General features: G+C 66.8%; 12 protein-coding genes and 4 pseudogenes. 7 read left to right on the forward strand and 9 right to left on the reverse strand.

Annotation, left to right across the window (positions count from 1 at the left end; all coding sequences use genetic code 11):
* Positions 1-6: 6 nt before the first annotated feature.
* Positions 7-636, reverse strand: coding sequence for a shikimate kinase (locus tag SYNGFB01_RS01010; RefSeq protein WP_048016564.1), 630 nt, complete (start codon positions 634-636; stop codon positions 7-9).
* Between the two features lie 59 nt (positions 637-695).
* Here SYNGFB01_RS01010 and SYNGFB01_RS01015 point away from each other — a divergent pair, with 59 nt between their 5' ends.
* Both SYNGFB01_RS01015 and SYNGFB01_RS01020 read left to right on the forward strand, forming a co-directional pair.
* The gene (locus SYNGFB01_RS01015; protein WP_048016546.1) at positions 696-1,643 is read left to right on the forward strand and encodes a 6-carboxytetrahydropterin synthase; all 948 of its coding nucleotides are present in this window, start codon (positions 696-698) and stop codon (positions 1,641-1,643) included.
* Between the two features lie 38 nt (positions 1,644-1,681).
* Positions 1,682-2,338, forward strand: a complete 657-nt coding sequence (locus SYNGFB01_RS01020) for a dihydrofolate reductase family protein (protein ID WP_048016565.1) — start codon at positions 1,682-1,684, stop codon at positions 2,336-2,338.
* Here SYNGFB01_RS01020 and SYNGFB01_RS01025 read toward each other — a convergent pair.
* Entirely contained in the window at positions 2,302-2,709 is a 408-nt protein-coding gene (locus tag SYNGFB01_RS01025; RefSeq protein ID WP_053068237.1) for a hypothetical protein, read from the reverse strand. The two genes, SYNGFB01_RS01020 and SYNGFB01_RS01025, sit on opposite strands and share 37 nt — an antisense overlap.
* A 94-nt stretch (positions 2,710-2,803) precedes the next feature.
* Between SYNGFB01_RS01025 and SYNGFB01_RS01030 the strand changes: the two are divergent.
* Both SYNGFB01_RS01030 and SYNGFB01_RS01035 read left to right on the forward strand, forming a co-directional pair.
* Positions 2,804-4,082 (forward strand): annotated as a pseudogene (locus SYNGFB01_RS01030) (GNAT family N-acetyltransferase).
* Positions 3,989-4,378: a DUF4346 domain-containing protein gene (locus SYNGFB01_RS01035; RefSeq protein ID WP_048016548.1), complete on the forward strand. Its 390-nt coding sequence runs from the start codon at positions 3,989-3,991 to the stop codon at positions 4,376-4,378. The pseudogene SYNGFB01_RS01030 and the gene SYNGFB01_RS01035 overlap by 94 nt, the downstream one beginning before the upstream one ends.
* On the opposite strand, the gene SYNGFB01_RS01040 is transcribed toward SYNGFB01_RS01035, so the two are convergent.
* Entirely contained in the window at positions 4,375-6,003 is a 1,629-nt protein-coding gene (locus SYNGFB01_RS01040) for a B12-binding domain-containing radical SAM protein (RefSeq protein ID WP_048016549.1), read from the reverse strand. The two genes, SYNGFB01_RS01035 and SYNGFB01_RS01040, sit on opposite strands and share 4 nt — an antisense overlap.
* Before the next feature lie 118 nt (positions 6,004-6,121).
* Between SYNGFB01_RS01040 and SYNGFB01_RS01045 the strand changes: the two genes are divergently transcribed.
* Positions 6,122-6,214 (forward strand): hypothetical protein, encoded by a 93-nt coding sequence (locus SYNGFB01_RS01045; protein WP_048016550.1) that lies wholly within the window; start codon positions 6,122-6,124, stop codon positions 6,212-6,214.
* A 284-nt stretch (positions 6,215-6,498) separates the two neighbouring features.
* On the opposite strand, the pseudogene SYNGFB01_RS12785 reads toward SYNGFB01_RS01045, so the two are convergent.
* A pseudogene (locus tag SYNGFB01_RS12785) lies at positions 6,499-8,134 on the reverse strand (B12-binding domain-containing radical SAM protein).
* 389 nt (positions 8,135-8,523) lie between these two features.
* Positions 8,524-8,733: a hypothetical protein gene (locus SYNGFB01_RS13930; RefSeq protein WP_152669451.1), complete on the reverse strand. Its 210-nt coding sequence runs from the start codon at positions 8,731-8,733 to the stop codon at positions 8,524-8,526.
* 220 nt (positions 8,734-8,953) lie between these two features.
* On the opposite strand from SYNGFB01_RS13930, the gene SYNGFB01_RS01055 reads away from it, so the two are divergent.
* A complete protein-coding gene (locus SYNGFB01_RS01055; RefSeq protein ID WP_048016552.1) occupies positions 8,954-9,046 on the forward strand; it encodes a hypothetical protein in 93 nt (30 codons plus the stop codon).
* A gap of 43 nt (positions 9,047-9,089) precedes the next feature.
* On the opposite strand, the gene SYNGFB01_RS01060 is transcribed toward SYNGFB01_RS01055, so the two are convergent.
* Positions 9,090-10,292 (reverse strand): MFS transporter, encoded by a 1,203-nt coding sequence (locus SYNGFB01_RS01060; RefSeq protein ID WP_235299841.1) that lies wholly within the window; start codon positions 10,290-10,292, stop codon positions 9,090-9,092.
* A 59-nt stretch (positions 10,293-10,351) separates the two neighbouring features.
* Positions 10,352-11,729, reverse strand: a pseudogene (gene rimO / locus SYNGFB01_RS01065) (30S ribosomal protein S12 methylthiotransferase RimO).
* 97 nt (positions 11,730-11,826) lie between these two features.
* On the opposite strand from rimO, the gene SYNGFB01_RS01070 reads away from it, so the two are divergent.
* A complete protein-coding gene (locus SYNGFB01_RS01070; RefSeq protein ID WP_048016567.1) occupies positions 11,827-12,759 on the forward strand; it encodes a vitamin K epoxide reductase family protein in 933 nt (310 codons plus the stop codon).
* Here the strand turns inward: SYNGFB01_RS01070 and nadB are convergent.
* Positions 12,725-14,420, reverse strand: a pseudogene (nadB, locus tag SYNGFB01_RS15815) (L-aspartate oxidase). The gene SYNGFB01_RS01070 and the pseudogene nadB sit on opposite strands and share 35 nt — an antisense overlap.
* Positions 14,421-14,521: 101 nt before the next feature.
* Positions 14,522-14,875 (reverse strand): photosystem II complex extrinsic protein PsbU, encoded by a 354-nt coding sequence (gene psbU, locus SYNGFB01_RS01080; protein ID WP_369795438.1) that lies wholly within the window; start codon positions 14,873-14,875, stop codon positions 14,522-14,524.
* Positions 14,876-14,929: the final 54 nt, after the last annotated feature.

Here is a 14,929-nt window from a genome sequence, read left to right on the forward strand (position 1 = left end):
TCCCCCTCAATTGAGCGACTGGCTCAGGTCTCCCGCGTCCGTGTGCAGCAGCACCGGCTGATCCGGCGGGGCGGGACGGCTCTTGAGCAGGCCGGGCAGTCCGGCCAGCACCGCCGCGGCCACGCCGGCGGGGGGCGTCGCCTCGGTCTGCGGGATCCTCAGATCCGCCTGGGCATAGAGGGGGCGACGCTCCGCCAGCAGCGCCTCGAGCCGCTCAGCGGGGTCGGCGGCCTGCATCAGCGGGCGCGGTGTGGGGTCGGCGGCCAGCCGCGACAACAGCAGCTCCGGCGGAGCATCGAGCCAGACCACCACGCCCTGGCGCATGTGTCCCCAGTTTTCGGGTCGGGTCACGGCGCCGCCGCCGGTGGCCACCACCAGCGAATGCCAGCTGCTGATCTGTCCGAGCACGGCTGTTTCGAGCTGCCGGAAGCCGGCCTCGCCGTCGCTGGCGAAGATCTCCGCAATGGTGCGACCGCTGGCCTGCTCCAGCACGGCGTCGGCATCAACGAAGCGGTAACCGAGCGACTCGGCCAGCGCAGGGCCCACGGCGCTCTTGCCGGTGCCCATCATCCCCACCAGATAGAGGTTCAGACCCTCCAGGCGGCGGGCCAGGTCGGCATGGGACGGGGCCGTCACGGCGTTCTCGTCAGGCAAATCGGCCCCATTCCTAGGATGGAGAACCTCAGTTTCAGGCAATGTCGGCCAGCGCCGCCGCTCCCCACGGCAAGGGCCGCCCCTGCCTGATCACCCGTCGGGCGACCTTCAGCGCCAGCCATCGCTACTGGCTCCCCGAGTTCAGCGCCGACGACAACCGGGCCCGCTTCGGCCCCTGCACCCTCGCCCCCGGCCACGGCCACAATTACGAGCTGCTCGTGGCCATGGGCGGTCCGCTCGACGGCGATGGCATGGTGCTGAATCTCTCGGAGGTGAAGCACGCCATCCGAGCCGAGGTGACCGATCAGCTCAACTTCCGCCATCTCAACGACGTCTGGCCGGAGTTCGATCTCTCCCGCGACGAGGGGTGTCTGCCCACCACCGAAGCCCTGGCCCGCGCCATCTGGGTCCGCCTGGATCCCCACCTCCCCCTGGTGGGTCTTCGCCTCCATGAGCAGCCCGATCTCTGGGTGGATCTGCTGCCTCCAATCCCCGACTCCTCCGCTCGCCCCGCCGCTCCGATGGAAGCCTTCCTCTCGATCCGCACCCATTTCGCTGCCGCCCATCGGCTGGCCCGTCCCGAACTCAGCCAGGCCGAGAACGAGGCGATCTACGGCAAGTGCGCCCGGCCCCACGGCCATGGCCACAACTACCTGCTTGATGTGACCGTGCGGGGCCGCATCGATCCCCGCACCGGCATGGTCTGCGACCTGGCTGCCCTGCAGCAGCTCGTCGATGACCTGGTGGTCGAGCCCTTCGACCACACCTTCCTCAACAAGGACGTGGCCCACTTCGCCACCACGGTGCCCACCGCGGAGAACATCGCCCTGCACATCGCCGATCTGCTCAGCGGGCCGATCGCCGCCACCGGTGCACGGCTTCACAAGGTGCGCCTGCAGGAAAGCCCCAACAACGCCGCCGAGGTGTTCGCCGAAACCCCGCAGCTGGAGATGGTGCCCGCCGCACTCGAAGCACTGGCGGCCGGCTGAGCCCGGTGCTGCGCCTGGTGCTNGGCGGTCAGCCTNGGATGGCCGTCTNGGCTCCTGCCGCCGGAGGTGCAGCCCAGCTCGGCGGTACCGGCGATCGGCGTGCCCTCGAGGAGGCGCTGGCCTGGGCCGATGGCGCCCTGATGGGTGCCGAGACCCTGCGCCGCCATGGCAGCACCTGCCTGATCCACGGCCCCGACCTGATCGCCGCCCGTCGCGGGCGGGGTCTGCCGCCCCAGCCCGCCGCCCTGGTGGTGAGCCGCAGTGGGCGCTTCCCCCCGGGGATGACCTTCTGGGGCCAGCCCCTGGAGCGGTGGCTGCTGGCTCCTGAGCACGCCCCCGGGCAGGCCGGCTTCCACCGCCGGCTGCCGCTGAGGCCCTGGCCGGAGCTGCTGGCTGCGCTGGCGGCTGAGGGCCTGGAGCGCCTGGTGCTGCTGGGCGGGGCGAACCTGGCCGGTTCGCTGCTGGCCGAGGGGCTGGTGGATGAGTTGCAGCTCACCCTCTGCCCGCTGCTGCTGGGCGGCCCCCACTGCTGGTTGCCGGCTGCCGCGCCGCTGCCGGGCGCACCCGCAGCCGCCGCCCGCTGGGAGCTGCTCGAGCAGCGACCGCTCGGGGGTGGGGAGCTCCTGCTGCGCTATCGCCGGAGCCAGGCCCGCCCCGATCAGCGCCGGCTGTTGATCAGCACTTCGCTCACCTGACGCAGGGGTAGAGCATCGAGGCTGCCGGGCGGCAGACCCACCAGCCTGGCCAGGCAGCGCTTGGCGATCCGCTCCCCTTCCGGTCCGAGCTCCTGGCGCAGCAGCTCACCCATCACCGCCAGGGCCTTGCCGCTGGAATCGGTCTCCTCCACCAGGCAGCGGCTGGTGGTGCGGGCCAGCTGGCGGCAGGGTTGCTCCAGCTGGGTCCGCACGGCCGGTTCGACGCCGGATGCCGTGTCGAGGCACAACCGGTTGAGCCGCTCCTCCACCTGGGGTCGCATCAACTCCAGCACCGGCCGCATCAGTCCGGCCCGGCTGGCCCTTGGCGTGAGCAGGAGGCTGAGCAGCAGGCCGGGAACCAGCCAGCGCATGGGATGGGGCATCACTCGCCGAAGGGGGGACGCGCCGCAGGGGAGCAGCGGCGGTTCGCACTGGTTAATTTTGCTGTTCCACTCCGCCGGTGCCATGGCTGAGCTTCAACCGCGCTGGCACCAGGGCATCGCCCAGATCCCCGAGCAGGCCTGGGATGGGCTGCTGCAGGCCGGCCAGACCGATGCTGGGNCCTTCTTCCGCTGGCGCTGGCTGCTGCAGCTCGAGGCCAGCGGCAGCATCGCGCCCCGCCAGGGCTGGCAGCCGCTGCACCTGGCTCTGTGGCGCGGCCCCGACCTCATCGCCGCGGNCCCCCTCTACCTGAAGGGACACANGCTATGGCGAGTTCGTGTTCGATCAGAGCTTCGCCCAGCTCGCCCACCAGCTGGGTCTGCGCTACTATCCCAAGCTGGTCGGCATGAGTCCGGTCAGCCCGGTGCAGGGCTACCGCTTCCTGATCAGCCCGGCGGAAGACGCCGCCGGCATCACGGCCCTGATGCTGCACGAGATCGATCGCTTCTGCCGCGAAAGCGGCATCCTCAGCTGCAACTTCCTCTACGTGGACCCCGCCTGGCGGCCCCTGGCCGAGGCGGCAGGCTGCGCCGTGTGGGTGAACCAGCAGAGCCAGTGGAGCAACCCCGATCATCGCGATTTCGGCGATTACCTGGCTGGCTTCAACGCCAACCAGCGGCGCAACATCAAGCGTGAGCGCCAGGCTGTGGCCGCTGCCGGGCTGCATGTGACGCCTCTGGTGGGTGAGGCCATCGCGCCGGNCCTGGTGGGTCGCATGCACGACTTCTACGCGCAGCACTGCGCCCGCTGGGGGGCCTGGGGGAGCAAGTATCTCAGCGAAGCCTTCTTCGAGGCGCTCGCCCATGAGCCGGAACTGCGCCGCCACCTGGTGCTGTTCAGCGCCCACCGCGGCGATCCGGCCCGGCCCCAGGCGATGGCACTCTGCGTGCGCGGCGGCGACCAGCTCTGGGGCCGCTACTGGGGCAGTGACGTGGAGATCGACTGTCTGCACTTCGAGGTCTGCTACTACGCGCCGATCGAATGGGCGATCGCCCACCGCATCCGCCATTTCGACCCCGGTGCGGGCGGCAGCCACAAGCGCCGCCGTGGCTTTGTGGCCCTGCCGCGCCTGAGCCTGCATCGCTGGAGCGATCCTCGCTTCGACGCGATCCTGCGCGACTGGCTGCCCCGCGCCAACGCCGAGATGGCTCGGGAGATCGAGGCGATCAACGCCGAGCTGCCGTTCACCGCTGCCTACGATCCTNCCCCATGCCCAACCCCTTCGACCCAACTCAGCGGCGTGAGTTCGACGATGAGCTCTCGAAGCGGTTCATCGCCCTCGATCCGGCGGGTTACTTCCTGATCAAGCTCGACCGCGAAGCCGGTGAGCTGGTGGCTGAGCACTACACCAATGGCATCGACGCGCGTGGCCTGGCCACCGATCCCGAGACAGGCGAGGTGCTGAGCTGTCGCGATGCCGGCCCCCGATCGCCGCTGGCGATCTACCGGGGCCGCAGCGCCAAGGAACTGGGCATCGCCCTCACCGAGGGGGAGGGGTCCCATCCGATCAGCTGCCTGGATCATGCCCTCTACCTGGGCAGAGAGCTGCAGAAGGCGGAGGCGGCTCTGGAATCCGGTGCCGACTACGTGCAGGACTAACCGGCCACCATCTGCGGCGGGGCCACCATCAGAGAATGGGATGGATCCCTCGGCAGTTGAGCCAGCTGCTCCTTGATCTCCCTGCGCACGATCTGGCGGTATTCGAGGAAATGCTCACTGTGGGCCAGGATCGACAGGAAGCCCTTGAAGCGGGCGGGGTTCTGGCGCGCCATGCCGGCCAGCGCCTGCCAGAATCGCCAGCGGGTGTTGCGCTTGATTCCCTGGCGCCACACCACGATCGCCAGGGCCCGCAGATCGACCCAGGAGATGGAGCCCTTGCCTGAAGCCTTGCTGACGCCTGTGGGTTGCTGCTCCTGCAGGATCTGCTTGTAGCGCTGGGGCGGCAATTTTAGGAAATAGCTGTAGACCCGATCGATGTAGGCGTTGGGCTCATACAGCGAAGAGAACGCCTCCATGTATTCGGTGGCGATGTCCTCGATCGGCCGGGTTGGAATGAAATTGAGCAGGTTGGTCTGGTTCACGCCCTTGGCCGCGGCGCTGTCCTGAACCAATCGACCCTCCTGCTCCAGCCGCGTCCACATCGCGGTGTTGGGCAGGGCCTGCAACATCCCCATCATGGCGTGGGGGATGCCGGTGCGGGTCACGAATTCCACGATCCGCTGCCCTGCACCCCGCTGTTCGCCATCGAAGCCGATGATGAAGCCGGCCATCACCCGCAGCCCGCTGGCGGTGATCTTCTCCACCGACTCCTCCAGGGAGCTGCGGGTGTTCTGGAGTTTCCGGGCCGTTTCCAGGCTGGCGGCGTCCGGCGTCTCGATCCCGAGGAACACACTCTCGAATCGGCACTCGGCCATCATGTCCATCAGCTCCTGATCGGCCGCCAGATCCACCGATGCTTCGGTGGCGAAGCTGAACGGATAGCCGTGCTCCTGCTGCCACTGCCTCAGCGCTGGCAGCAGCAGCTTCACATTCCGCTTGTTGCCGATGAAATTGTCGTCCACGAGGAACACCGAGCGACGCCAGCCGAGGTCGTACAGCCGCTGCAGTTCGGCGATCAGCTGAGCAGGCGTCTTGGTGCGCGGTTTGCGTCCGTAGAGGACGATGATGTCGCAGAACTCGCAGTTGAACGGGCAGCCGCGGGAGAATTGCACCGACATCTCCGAGTAGGCGTCGAACTCGAGCAGGTCGAAGCGAGGCACTGGTGTGCTGGTGACATCCGGTTTCTCGCCGTTGGCGGTGAAGCGGCCGCTGGTCTCGCCCCGTTCGAGAGCGTCCACGAACAGCGGCAGGGTGATTTCCCCCTCGTCGAGCACCTTGAAATCGGCCTGGGCCAGCTCCGGCGCATCGGGGGTGGAACTGGCGAAGGGGCCGCCCACCGCCACGGGCAGGTTGCGTGCCTTGGCCCGGGCGATCTGCTCGGCCATGTCGGCCTTCTGAATGATCATTCCTGAGATCACCACCAGCTCCGCCCAGTCCCACTCCGCCTCGCTGACCTCCCGGACATTGCGGTCAACCAGCTTCATCTCCCAGTGCTGGGGCAGCAGGGCCGCCACGGTGACCAGCCCCAGGGGGGGAAGAAGCACCTTTCGGTTGATCAGCTCCAGAATCTTTTCGTAACTCCAGAAGGTCTTGGGAAATTCCGGATAGATCAGCAGCGTGCGCATGCCATGCCCCCGACCCATGGAGTGACGTGAAGGATTCAACCTAGGCCCTCCGGACCGGGCCTGTGGTTTCCGCCACTCGCCGGGCTCTGCTGTCATGGTCCCACCTCCTTTGGCAGCCATGGGCGCAGCGATCGATCTGGCACTCGTGGGCGGCGGACTGGTCGCCGCCATCGCGGCATCCGTGCTGCTGCGCGGCGTCAACCTGATCTGATCTGCTCGAACCCGGGGCCGCGGACGGCCGAGTGCCTGCCGCGTTCAGCCGGCTGCACCCCCAGGCCGTCCTGCACCCCGAGCGGCGGGACCGGCCCCTGATCCACGCTGGCCGTCGATCGGGGCCGCAGTGCCAATGAGCTCGGACTCGTCCTCTCAGAAGGGGACGGCTCCGCCAGACCAGTTGCCTGGATCGCGCCCTCTCCCCGGGACGGAAACCGCAGAAAGCCGTGGCGGAACTGGAGTCGGGTGCCACGTCGTGCAGGATTGACTGCTTTCAGAGGCTCACCCTGCGGTCTGCATGGCAGGCTGAAGTGCAGCCTGAGTTGAGGATTCCCACTGGGCTCGCACGCGAGCTTCCTCTTCGAGGCAGTCGGTCAGCTGAGCCAGGATATTGGCTTTGACGGTATCGCGATACTCAAGAAAATGTTCTATCTGTGCACAAACTCCAAGGTAGCTTGCGATGCCGCCTCGATTGTGTCGAAACATCTGCACTAGGTAGATCCAGAAGCGGAACCGGGTTTCGCGAACAACACCCTGTCGCCACGCAAGAGTCAGGAACGCTTTCAGCATATTCCAGTCGATTTTTGCCTTGCCTTTGGGTTTGCCCTTGCTTTTTTTCGCGGCGCTTTTGATGGCAGGGCGCTGATCCCAGGATCTGATAGTGACGATAAGTCCGATCCAGGAAGTTCACGGGATCATAGAGCTGCATGAATCCTTCGATGTACTCATGGGCAATTTCGGTGATAGATCTTGTTGGCACGAAATTAATTAACGTTGTCTGATTGATATTGCCAGTTTCGTTTAACAGTCGTCCTTCCCGTTTGAGCCGATGCCAAAGCGCGGTATCCGGAAGTGCCTGAAGAATGCTGTAAAAGGCTGTTGGGATGCTGGTTTTTTCAACAAAATCCACCAAGCGCTGCCCTGCTCCTGGCTTTTCGCCGTCAAAGCCAATGATGAAGCCCGCCATCACCCGAAGACCGGAACTTGTGATTTTGTGAATCGATTCGCTGAGCGGGTCACGGGTATTCTGAAATTTCTTGGTGGTTTGAAGGCTGGATTCATCGGGCGTTTCAATGCCAAGGAACACCGCGCCAAAGCCTGCGGCGGTCATCAGATCCATCAGCTCCTGGTCGCCGGCCAGATCTACGGAGGCTTCGGTATCAAACGAGAATGGATAGCCCCTCTCCTCCATCCAAGGAATCATTTCCTGCAGCAGGAGCTTGACATTGCGCTTGTTGCCAATGAAATTATCATCTACCATGAAAATGCCGCGACGCCAGCCTAATTCGTACAGGCGATCGAGTTCGGCGATGATCTGCTTGGGGTCTTTTGTTCGAGGTTTGCGCCCATAAAGTACAATGATATCGCAAAATTCGCATTGAAACGGGCAGCCGCGAGAAAACTGGACGGCCATTTCCGAATAGGCGTCCATTTTCAGCAAATCGAAGCGCGGTACGGGCGTCAATGTGACATCGGGTTTTTCAGTCGCCCGGAATCGACCGGATGGCTGACCCTTGCCAACTGCTTCGACGAAGAGAGGCAGGGTGATTTCCCCTTCATCCAGGATCAAGTAGTCAGCACCTGCCGCCTCAACTTCTTCAGGCAGTGCGGTTGCATAGGGGCCGCCCACGGCCACTTTCTTGCCCCGGCACTTAGCCTCGCGCACTTGTTGAAGCAGATCCTCCTTCTGCACGATCATGCCTGAGAGGATGACCAGGTCTGCCCATTCCCAATCGCATTCGCTGACGGACTCCACGTTGCGATCAACCAGCCGGAAACTCCACTCCTGGGGGAGGATGGCCGCCACGGTGATCAACCCCAATGGTGGCAACATGGCTTTGCGCCCAACGAGCTCGAGAGTTTTTTCAAACGACCAAAAACTCTTGGGGAAGAGGGGATAAAGCAGCAGGGTGTTCATGGCTGTGGCGGAGTGACGAGAACATGCTTTGACTCCGTCTCCATGGCTTGAAAAGCCGCCTTGGGTGAAGGAGTCAGCCGTTGCTGTGCTGCTGTGCCGTTGCGGCCGATGAGCTGGCGATGCAGAAAGCGTTGGCTGTGGATCTGTTGCATTTGTTGAACTTTGGGGAATCTAGCACGAATTTCGCTCTGGCTTGCTTGCGCTCTTCGGGGCTGGCCCAATCGGCAAGGACGCTGTCTCGGGTCTCGAGGAGATCGATGGTTGGCGCTCTTCTGCAGGCCGATGGACGTTCCGCAGAGGGCGACTTGGCTCTGAGAAAGACGTTATGGTGGTCGCATCATGATCACCTGGGTGATGCGATCGTTGCATATTCGATGATCGTGCCGGCGTCACGGCACTTGCCACTGAAATCCTCGTCTCAACTTGGATCTGCCGTCGCTGTTGCCCCAGATTGCCGGTCGGTTCAGGCTCAGGTTTTCTGGATCGAGCACAGTCAGCCACTTGCTAGTGACGGTTTCTCGATCAGCCGCATCAGCTGCCAATGCTGATCGGACAGATGCACCGATCTGCGAAGATCTGAGGCCGCTGATGGTGGTCAAGCTCGATCCCAGCCTGATCCCACGGTCCAGATCCTGCAGCAGCTGCTGGGGTGACGTCGGTCGCCACGGGGGCAGTTCGCTGCGGCCGGGCCTGCCAAGGGAATCTGCTGTCGCCCCCAGCCCGGTCGGTGTGGCGCATCCACCGCCAGTGTTCTTGCGAGGGGTGGGTGACCGGGATTGCCGGGGTTCTGCTGTAATGGCCTCACCTTGAAAGGCAGCCATGGGCGCAGCGATCTATCTGGCACTGGTGGGCGGCGGACTGGTTGCTGCCATCGCGGCCTCCGTGGTGCTGCGCAGCGTCAAGCTGATCTGATCGGAACTGACCCCGGACCTCGGTCGGTTCGGGACTGCCGCGATCAGCCGAGCCGCATCCGGCGGCGCAGCAGGAGTTCGCGCCCGCCCAGCAGCACTCCCAGGCTGCCCAGTACCCCGAAGCAGCCCCACACCCCGAGCGGCGGCCAGAGGCTCAGCCCTGCGGCGATCAGGCCGCTGAGGCCGCCGCCGCCGAGGAAGGCGATCTGACCCAGCCCGGCCATGCGTCCCCGCAGGATCTGGGGCGCATGCACCTGGATGATCAGGTTGGTGCCGGTCAGTAGAGCGGCGGTGCCAAGGCCGATCAGGAAGGCCATCGCCAGGCCCCAGGCCTGGGCACTGCGCAGCGCAAGACCCAGCTGGGCCAGCCCCGTGACCAGGGTGCTGATCCCGAGGAGCAGGGCAGGCCGCCGCGCCAGGGCCGTGGCATTGCGCTGCAGGATCAGGCCACCGCTGATGCTGCCGGCGGCGATCACGCTGGTGAACAGGCCGAGGGCCAGCGGACTCGGCCCCAGCAGCCGTTCCGCCATCAGCGGTGCCAGGCCGGGGTGAAAAAAGCCCACCAGGCAGGCTGCCCCAGTGTAGCGCAGCACATGCCGCAGGGTGGCGCCGCAGTCACGCCAGGCGGTGCCGAGGCTCGCGCTCGGGCCCGGTGCGCTGCGGCGCTCCTGATCCCGATGCGGCTGCATCAGCCAGAGCAGCGTGGTGATCGGCAGCAGATAGGTGGCCGCGTCCAGGCTCAGCGCAAGGGTGGGCCCTGTGGCCGCCAGCAGCAGGCCGCCGATCGGCGGCCCCACCAGCTTGCCCACGTTGAAGATCACCGAGAAGCTCGCCAGGTAGGGACCCAGCTGGTCGGGGTCGTCCACCAGCAGGGCCACGTACTTGTTGCGAGCCGTGAGTTCATAGGTGCTGGCTATGCCGATGCCCAGGGTGCTCAGCAGCAGCAAAGTGTCCTGCTGGGCCCCATGGCTGATCGGGATGGCCACGGCCCCCAGCACCGCTGCCGCGAGCAGCGCCCACTGAGCGCGGATCAACACCCGCTCGCTGCCGATACGGTCGGTGAGCACGCCGGCCGGGCCGCTCACCAGCAGGGTGGGCAGGGTCAGCAGCGCGAAATGCAGGCCCAGGAGCAGCGGGTTGTTGGCTCCCTCCAGCAGCAGCCACCCCTTGGCGGTCAGGCCGGCGAAGGAACCTGCGGTGCTGACGCCGGAGGCCAGCAGGAAGGTGGTGCGTTGATGGCACCGCAACCGNCCCAGGAGCCGCCCGAGAGCACGGTGCAGTNCCGGCGCGGTGCCGGCGNCCTGGCTCAAGTGCCTGCCCGGCGGGCGGTGAGCGCCTCGCTCACCATCGCTTTCGCCCCCACCACCTCGCCGATGAGGTCGTAGGTATCGGCTGCGGTGATGCGCACCGGCACCATGGTTCCCGGAGCGGCGCAGAGGCCGCCTTCGCCGGGCATCACCCGCACCTCGCCATCCACCTCCGGAGCGAAGCGGGCGCAGCGTCCGAGCATCTCGCCCGTGCTGGGATTCTCCTGCTCGATCAGCACATCCACGATCCGGCCCACCCAGGCGGCGTTGCGTGCGGCGGCGATCGGCTGCTGCAGCGCCATCAGCCGGTCCTTGCGCTCGGCAGCCACCTCGGCCGGCACCTGATCGGGCAGCTCGGCGGCCGGGGTGCCCTCCTCGGGCGAGAAGGTGAACACGCCCACATGGTCGAACTGCTGCTCGGCCACGAAATCGAGCAGGTGCTGGAAGTGCTCTTCGGTTTCACCTGGGAATCCCACGATCAAGGTGGTGCGCAGCACCGCATCGCTCAGCTGCTCGCGGATGCGGCGGAGCACGCCGCCGGTCACGTCGGCCTGCCAGGGGCGGTTCATGGCCCGCAGCACCTCCGGGTGGCTGTGCTGCAGCGGCAGATCCAGATAGGGCAGCACGTTCGGCACCTCGCGGTAGGCCGCCAGCACCTCGCTCGTGAGGCCGGTGGGGTAGGCGTAGTGCACCCGGATCCAGGGGATCTCCACCTCCCCCAGGGCCCGCAGCAGCTGGGCCAGCTGGGGTTTGCCGGCCAGATCGAGGCCGTAGTTGGTGGTGATCTGGCTGATCAGCACCAGCTCCTGGACCCCCTGGCACGCCAGTTGCCGGGCCTCGGCCACGATGCTCTCGATCGGCCGTGAGCGCTGGTCACCGCGCAGGTGGGGAATGATGCAGAAGGCGCAGCGGTAGTCGCAGCCCTCCGCCACCTTCAGGTAGGCCACCGCCTCGCTGGTGGTGCGGTAGCGGGGCAGGTGCTCAGTCCCCCACGAAGGTGGGTTTGGCGCTGACCTGGTTCACCCGCTCGCCGGCCTCCACCCGCTCCAGCACGCTCACGATGTGCTGGTAGTCGCCGGTGCCCACGATCGCCCTGGCCTCGGGAAGGCTCTCCAGAAGCTCTTCCTGGAAGTGCTGCGCCAGACAGCCGGCGATGATCAGCTCCTTGCCCTGCTCGGCCAGCTCCACCAGGGTGCGCACCGATTCCTGGCGCGCGTCCTGGATGAAGCTGCAGGTGTTCACCACCACCACCCTGGCGTCGGCTTCATCGGCGCTCACGCCGTAGCCCGCCTGGGCCAGCAGGCCGAGCATGTGCTCGGTGTCCACCCGGTTCTTCTCGCAGCCGAGGTGGGCGAAGGCCACGGTCGGTTTGGTCATGGGCAGCGGCAGGCCGACCTTCCACCCTATGGGGTGGAGACACAGGGCCGTCGATCCCGCAGCGCTGCTGCGAGAATTGGCCGATCGCCTGATCTCCGTGACCTCCAGCCGCCTCAGCGAACGCCTCGGCGCCAACCGCCGCCGCAGCGACACCGGCAACCGCTGGTTGCGGGTCGTGATCGCGGTTCTGGCGACCATCGGAGCGATCGACACCGGCTCGATCACGCTCAAGCGCTGGGGTCTGCTCGGTTCGCTCAGCTGCCCCGGCGGCGCCGACGGCTGCGACAAGGTGCTGGGCAGTGCCTGGGGCACGCTGCTTGGGCAGCCTCTCTCCCTCTATGGCTTCCTGGCCTACGCCGCGGTGCTGCTGATGGCCCTGCTGCCGCTGGTGCTGCGCGGTGAGGCCCGGGCCCGGCTGGCCTCGTTCAGCTGGTGGGGGCTTGTGCTGTTCAGCACCGGCATGGCCGTGTTCAGCCTCGTGCTGATGGGCGTGATGGTGCTGAAGATCCAGGCCTTCTGCTTCTTCTGCGTGCTCTCGGCCACCCTCAGCCTGGCCCTTTTCGTGCTGGCGCTGATCGGTGGCGAGTGGTCCGATCGCGGCCAGTTGGTGTTCCGAGTGGTGCTGGTGGGTCTTGTGGTGGCCCTGGTGGGGCTCGGCTGGGCTGCCGCTGTCGATCGCCCCGCGGCCGGGGGCGGGCGCGGTGTGCCGCTGGCCGTGACCACCACCAGCACCCCAGCCACGATCGCCCTGGCCGAGCACCTGAGCGCCTCCGGCGCCGTGATGTACACGGCCTGGTGGTGTCCCCACTGCCACGACCAGAAACAGCTCTTCGGCAGAGAGGCGGTGGCCCGGCTGAAGATCGTCGAATGCGCCCCAGATGGCCGCAACAGCCAGAAGGAGCTCTGTGCTGCCAAGAGGATCGAGGGCTTCCCCACCTGGGAGATCAACGGCCGGCTCGATTCCGGCGTCAAGCCGCTGCAGGAGCTGGCCCGGCTTAGTGGTTATGCTGGACTCCAGCCGCCCCGCTGAGGGGAACGGTGTGGATGCCCCGGTCCCGCTGCTGCGCCGTGTGGCACTGCCAGAAGGGCTGAGCTGATGGGGCATCGGTGCGGAAGTGCCCCCCCCGGCTTTCCGTGCGGAACAGGGCGGCCTCCATCAGCAGCTCGGCCAGCACCAACCGCTGGTGCAGCTCCTGCATGCGCAGCACCTGCGCCAGGTCGCTCGGCGTGAGTCTGAGGCTCCGACCTGGTGGCAGCCTGCTGAGCTGCTGCCAGGCGGCGAGCCGCTCGAGCTCCTGCCGCTCGCAGCGCACCTGCCTCAGTTCGGCGAGCAACCGGTGACCGCAGCGTTCCACGCCGGCGGCGCGCCAGCAGCGCTCCCGCAGGGCGGTGATCTGACGCTTGACCACGCCCAGCTCGGGAAGGCCTGTAGGGTCAAGTTCGCCTTCCGGCTCCGATCCGGATGGCCCAGGGCTCGAGGCGGGGTCGGGATGCAGCTGCAGCTCACGCAGCTGCCTGGCGAACACGAGGCATTCCATCAGCGAGTTGCTGGCCAGGCGGTTGGCACCATGCACTCCCGTGCAGGCCACCTNCCCCACCGCGTAGAGCCCTGGCAGGCTGGTGGCCGCCCTCAGGTCCGTGCTCANCCCCCCCATCCAGTAATGCGCGGCCGGGGCGATCGGGATCGCTGTTCGGAGTGGGTCCAGTCCCAGCGCCCGGCAGCGCTCCAGGATCGTGGGGAACTGCCGTTCCAGCCGTCGTTGTCCCACCGGGCGCAGGTCCAGCCAGAGCCGCTCCACCTGCTGCTCCTGCATGCGGCGGGCCAGGGCCCGGCTCACCTGGTCACGCGGGGCCAGATCCCCTCCGCTCAGGCTCGCCACCGGGCTGTTGCCCTGGTCGTCCATCAGCCTGGCGCCTTCGCCGCGTACCGCTTCGGAGATCAGGAAGTGCGGGGCTCCGGGCAGCATCAGGGCCGTGGGGTGGAACTGCACGAATTCCAGGTCGCGGATCAGGGCTCCCGCCTGCCAGGCCATCACCACGCCATCGCCACAGGACTGAGCCGGATTGGTGGTGTGGGCGAACAGATGGCCGCCGCCGCCGCTGGCGAGCACCACGGCCCTGGCCCGCAGCCAGTGGATGCGGGTTCCCTCCAGCACCTGCACCCCGCGGCAGATGCCCTCCTCCACCCAGAGCTGCAGAGCCAGCATCCCCTGGCGCAGGCAGAGTCCGGGGCGCCGGCGCACCTCCCGCTCCAGGCTTCCACTAGGGCGCCGCCCGTGCGGTCCTGGGCGTGCAGCACGCGCCGATGGCTGTGGGCGGCCTCCAGGGTGGTGCTCAGCCCTGCGCCATCGCGGTCGAAGGCCATGCCCAGCTCCAGCAGGCGCTGGACGCAGACGGGGCCTCCCGCACCAGCAACTCCACGGCGGCCGGGTCGCACAGGCCTGCCCCGGCCCTGAGGGTGTCGTCGACATGGCTCGCGAAGCTGTCGTCAGCCCGGGTCACCGCGGCGATCCCGCCCTGGGCCCAGCGGCTGGCCGAGCGGGGCGCATGCTCCTTGCTGAGCAGCAGAACCCGCAGCTGGGCGGGCAGCTCCAGACAGGTCATCAGCCCGGCCGCGCCGCCGCCGACCACCACCACATCCCAGCAGTCCTCAGCCATCTCGGGTGGGGCGTGTGTGCCGCTCAGGGCCATGAAAAAAGCCGCCGGTCGGCACCGGCGGCCAGAGCGGGTGAGTGAGCTTAAGGGCCGCCCGGCGTGCCGGAAGCGGCGCAGCTGCCATCAACGAATGCGGATCAGCGGTACTGGCCGTCGTTGATGCGATCAAAGCCTTCGTTCAGCGCGATCGAGGGCGGGGTCACGGTGAAATTGCCCTTGTACTTGTTGAACAGCTCCTTCTGCCGCTCGGTGAGATCGAGGTTCAGAACGTCGTCGACGCTCTGGTAGGGCCCTCCCAGCACGATCTTGCCGGCCAGGGTGGGGTACATGCCCGGGAACTCCTGGAAGCGCCGCACCGAGCTGTTGTTGAGGTCGACCTTGTCGCCCCGCTCGGCGATCTTGTCGTCGGCCACATTGCGCAGACTGGCAGCCTGGGCGGCCGGAGGAAGGATCAGGCCGAGCAGCAGGCCGGCCAGCACCACGCCACTCATCAGCCCGGCAAATAGACGCGCAACCAGCCGTTTCATCACGACACCTCCTGAAGG

Source organism: Synechococcus sp. GFB01 (genome assembly GCF_001039265.1).
In the GTDB taxonomy this organism is placed as follows: Bacteria; Cyanobacteriota; Cyanobacteriia; order PCC-6307; family Cyanobiaceae; genus NIES-981.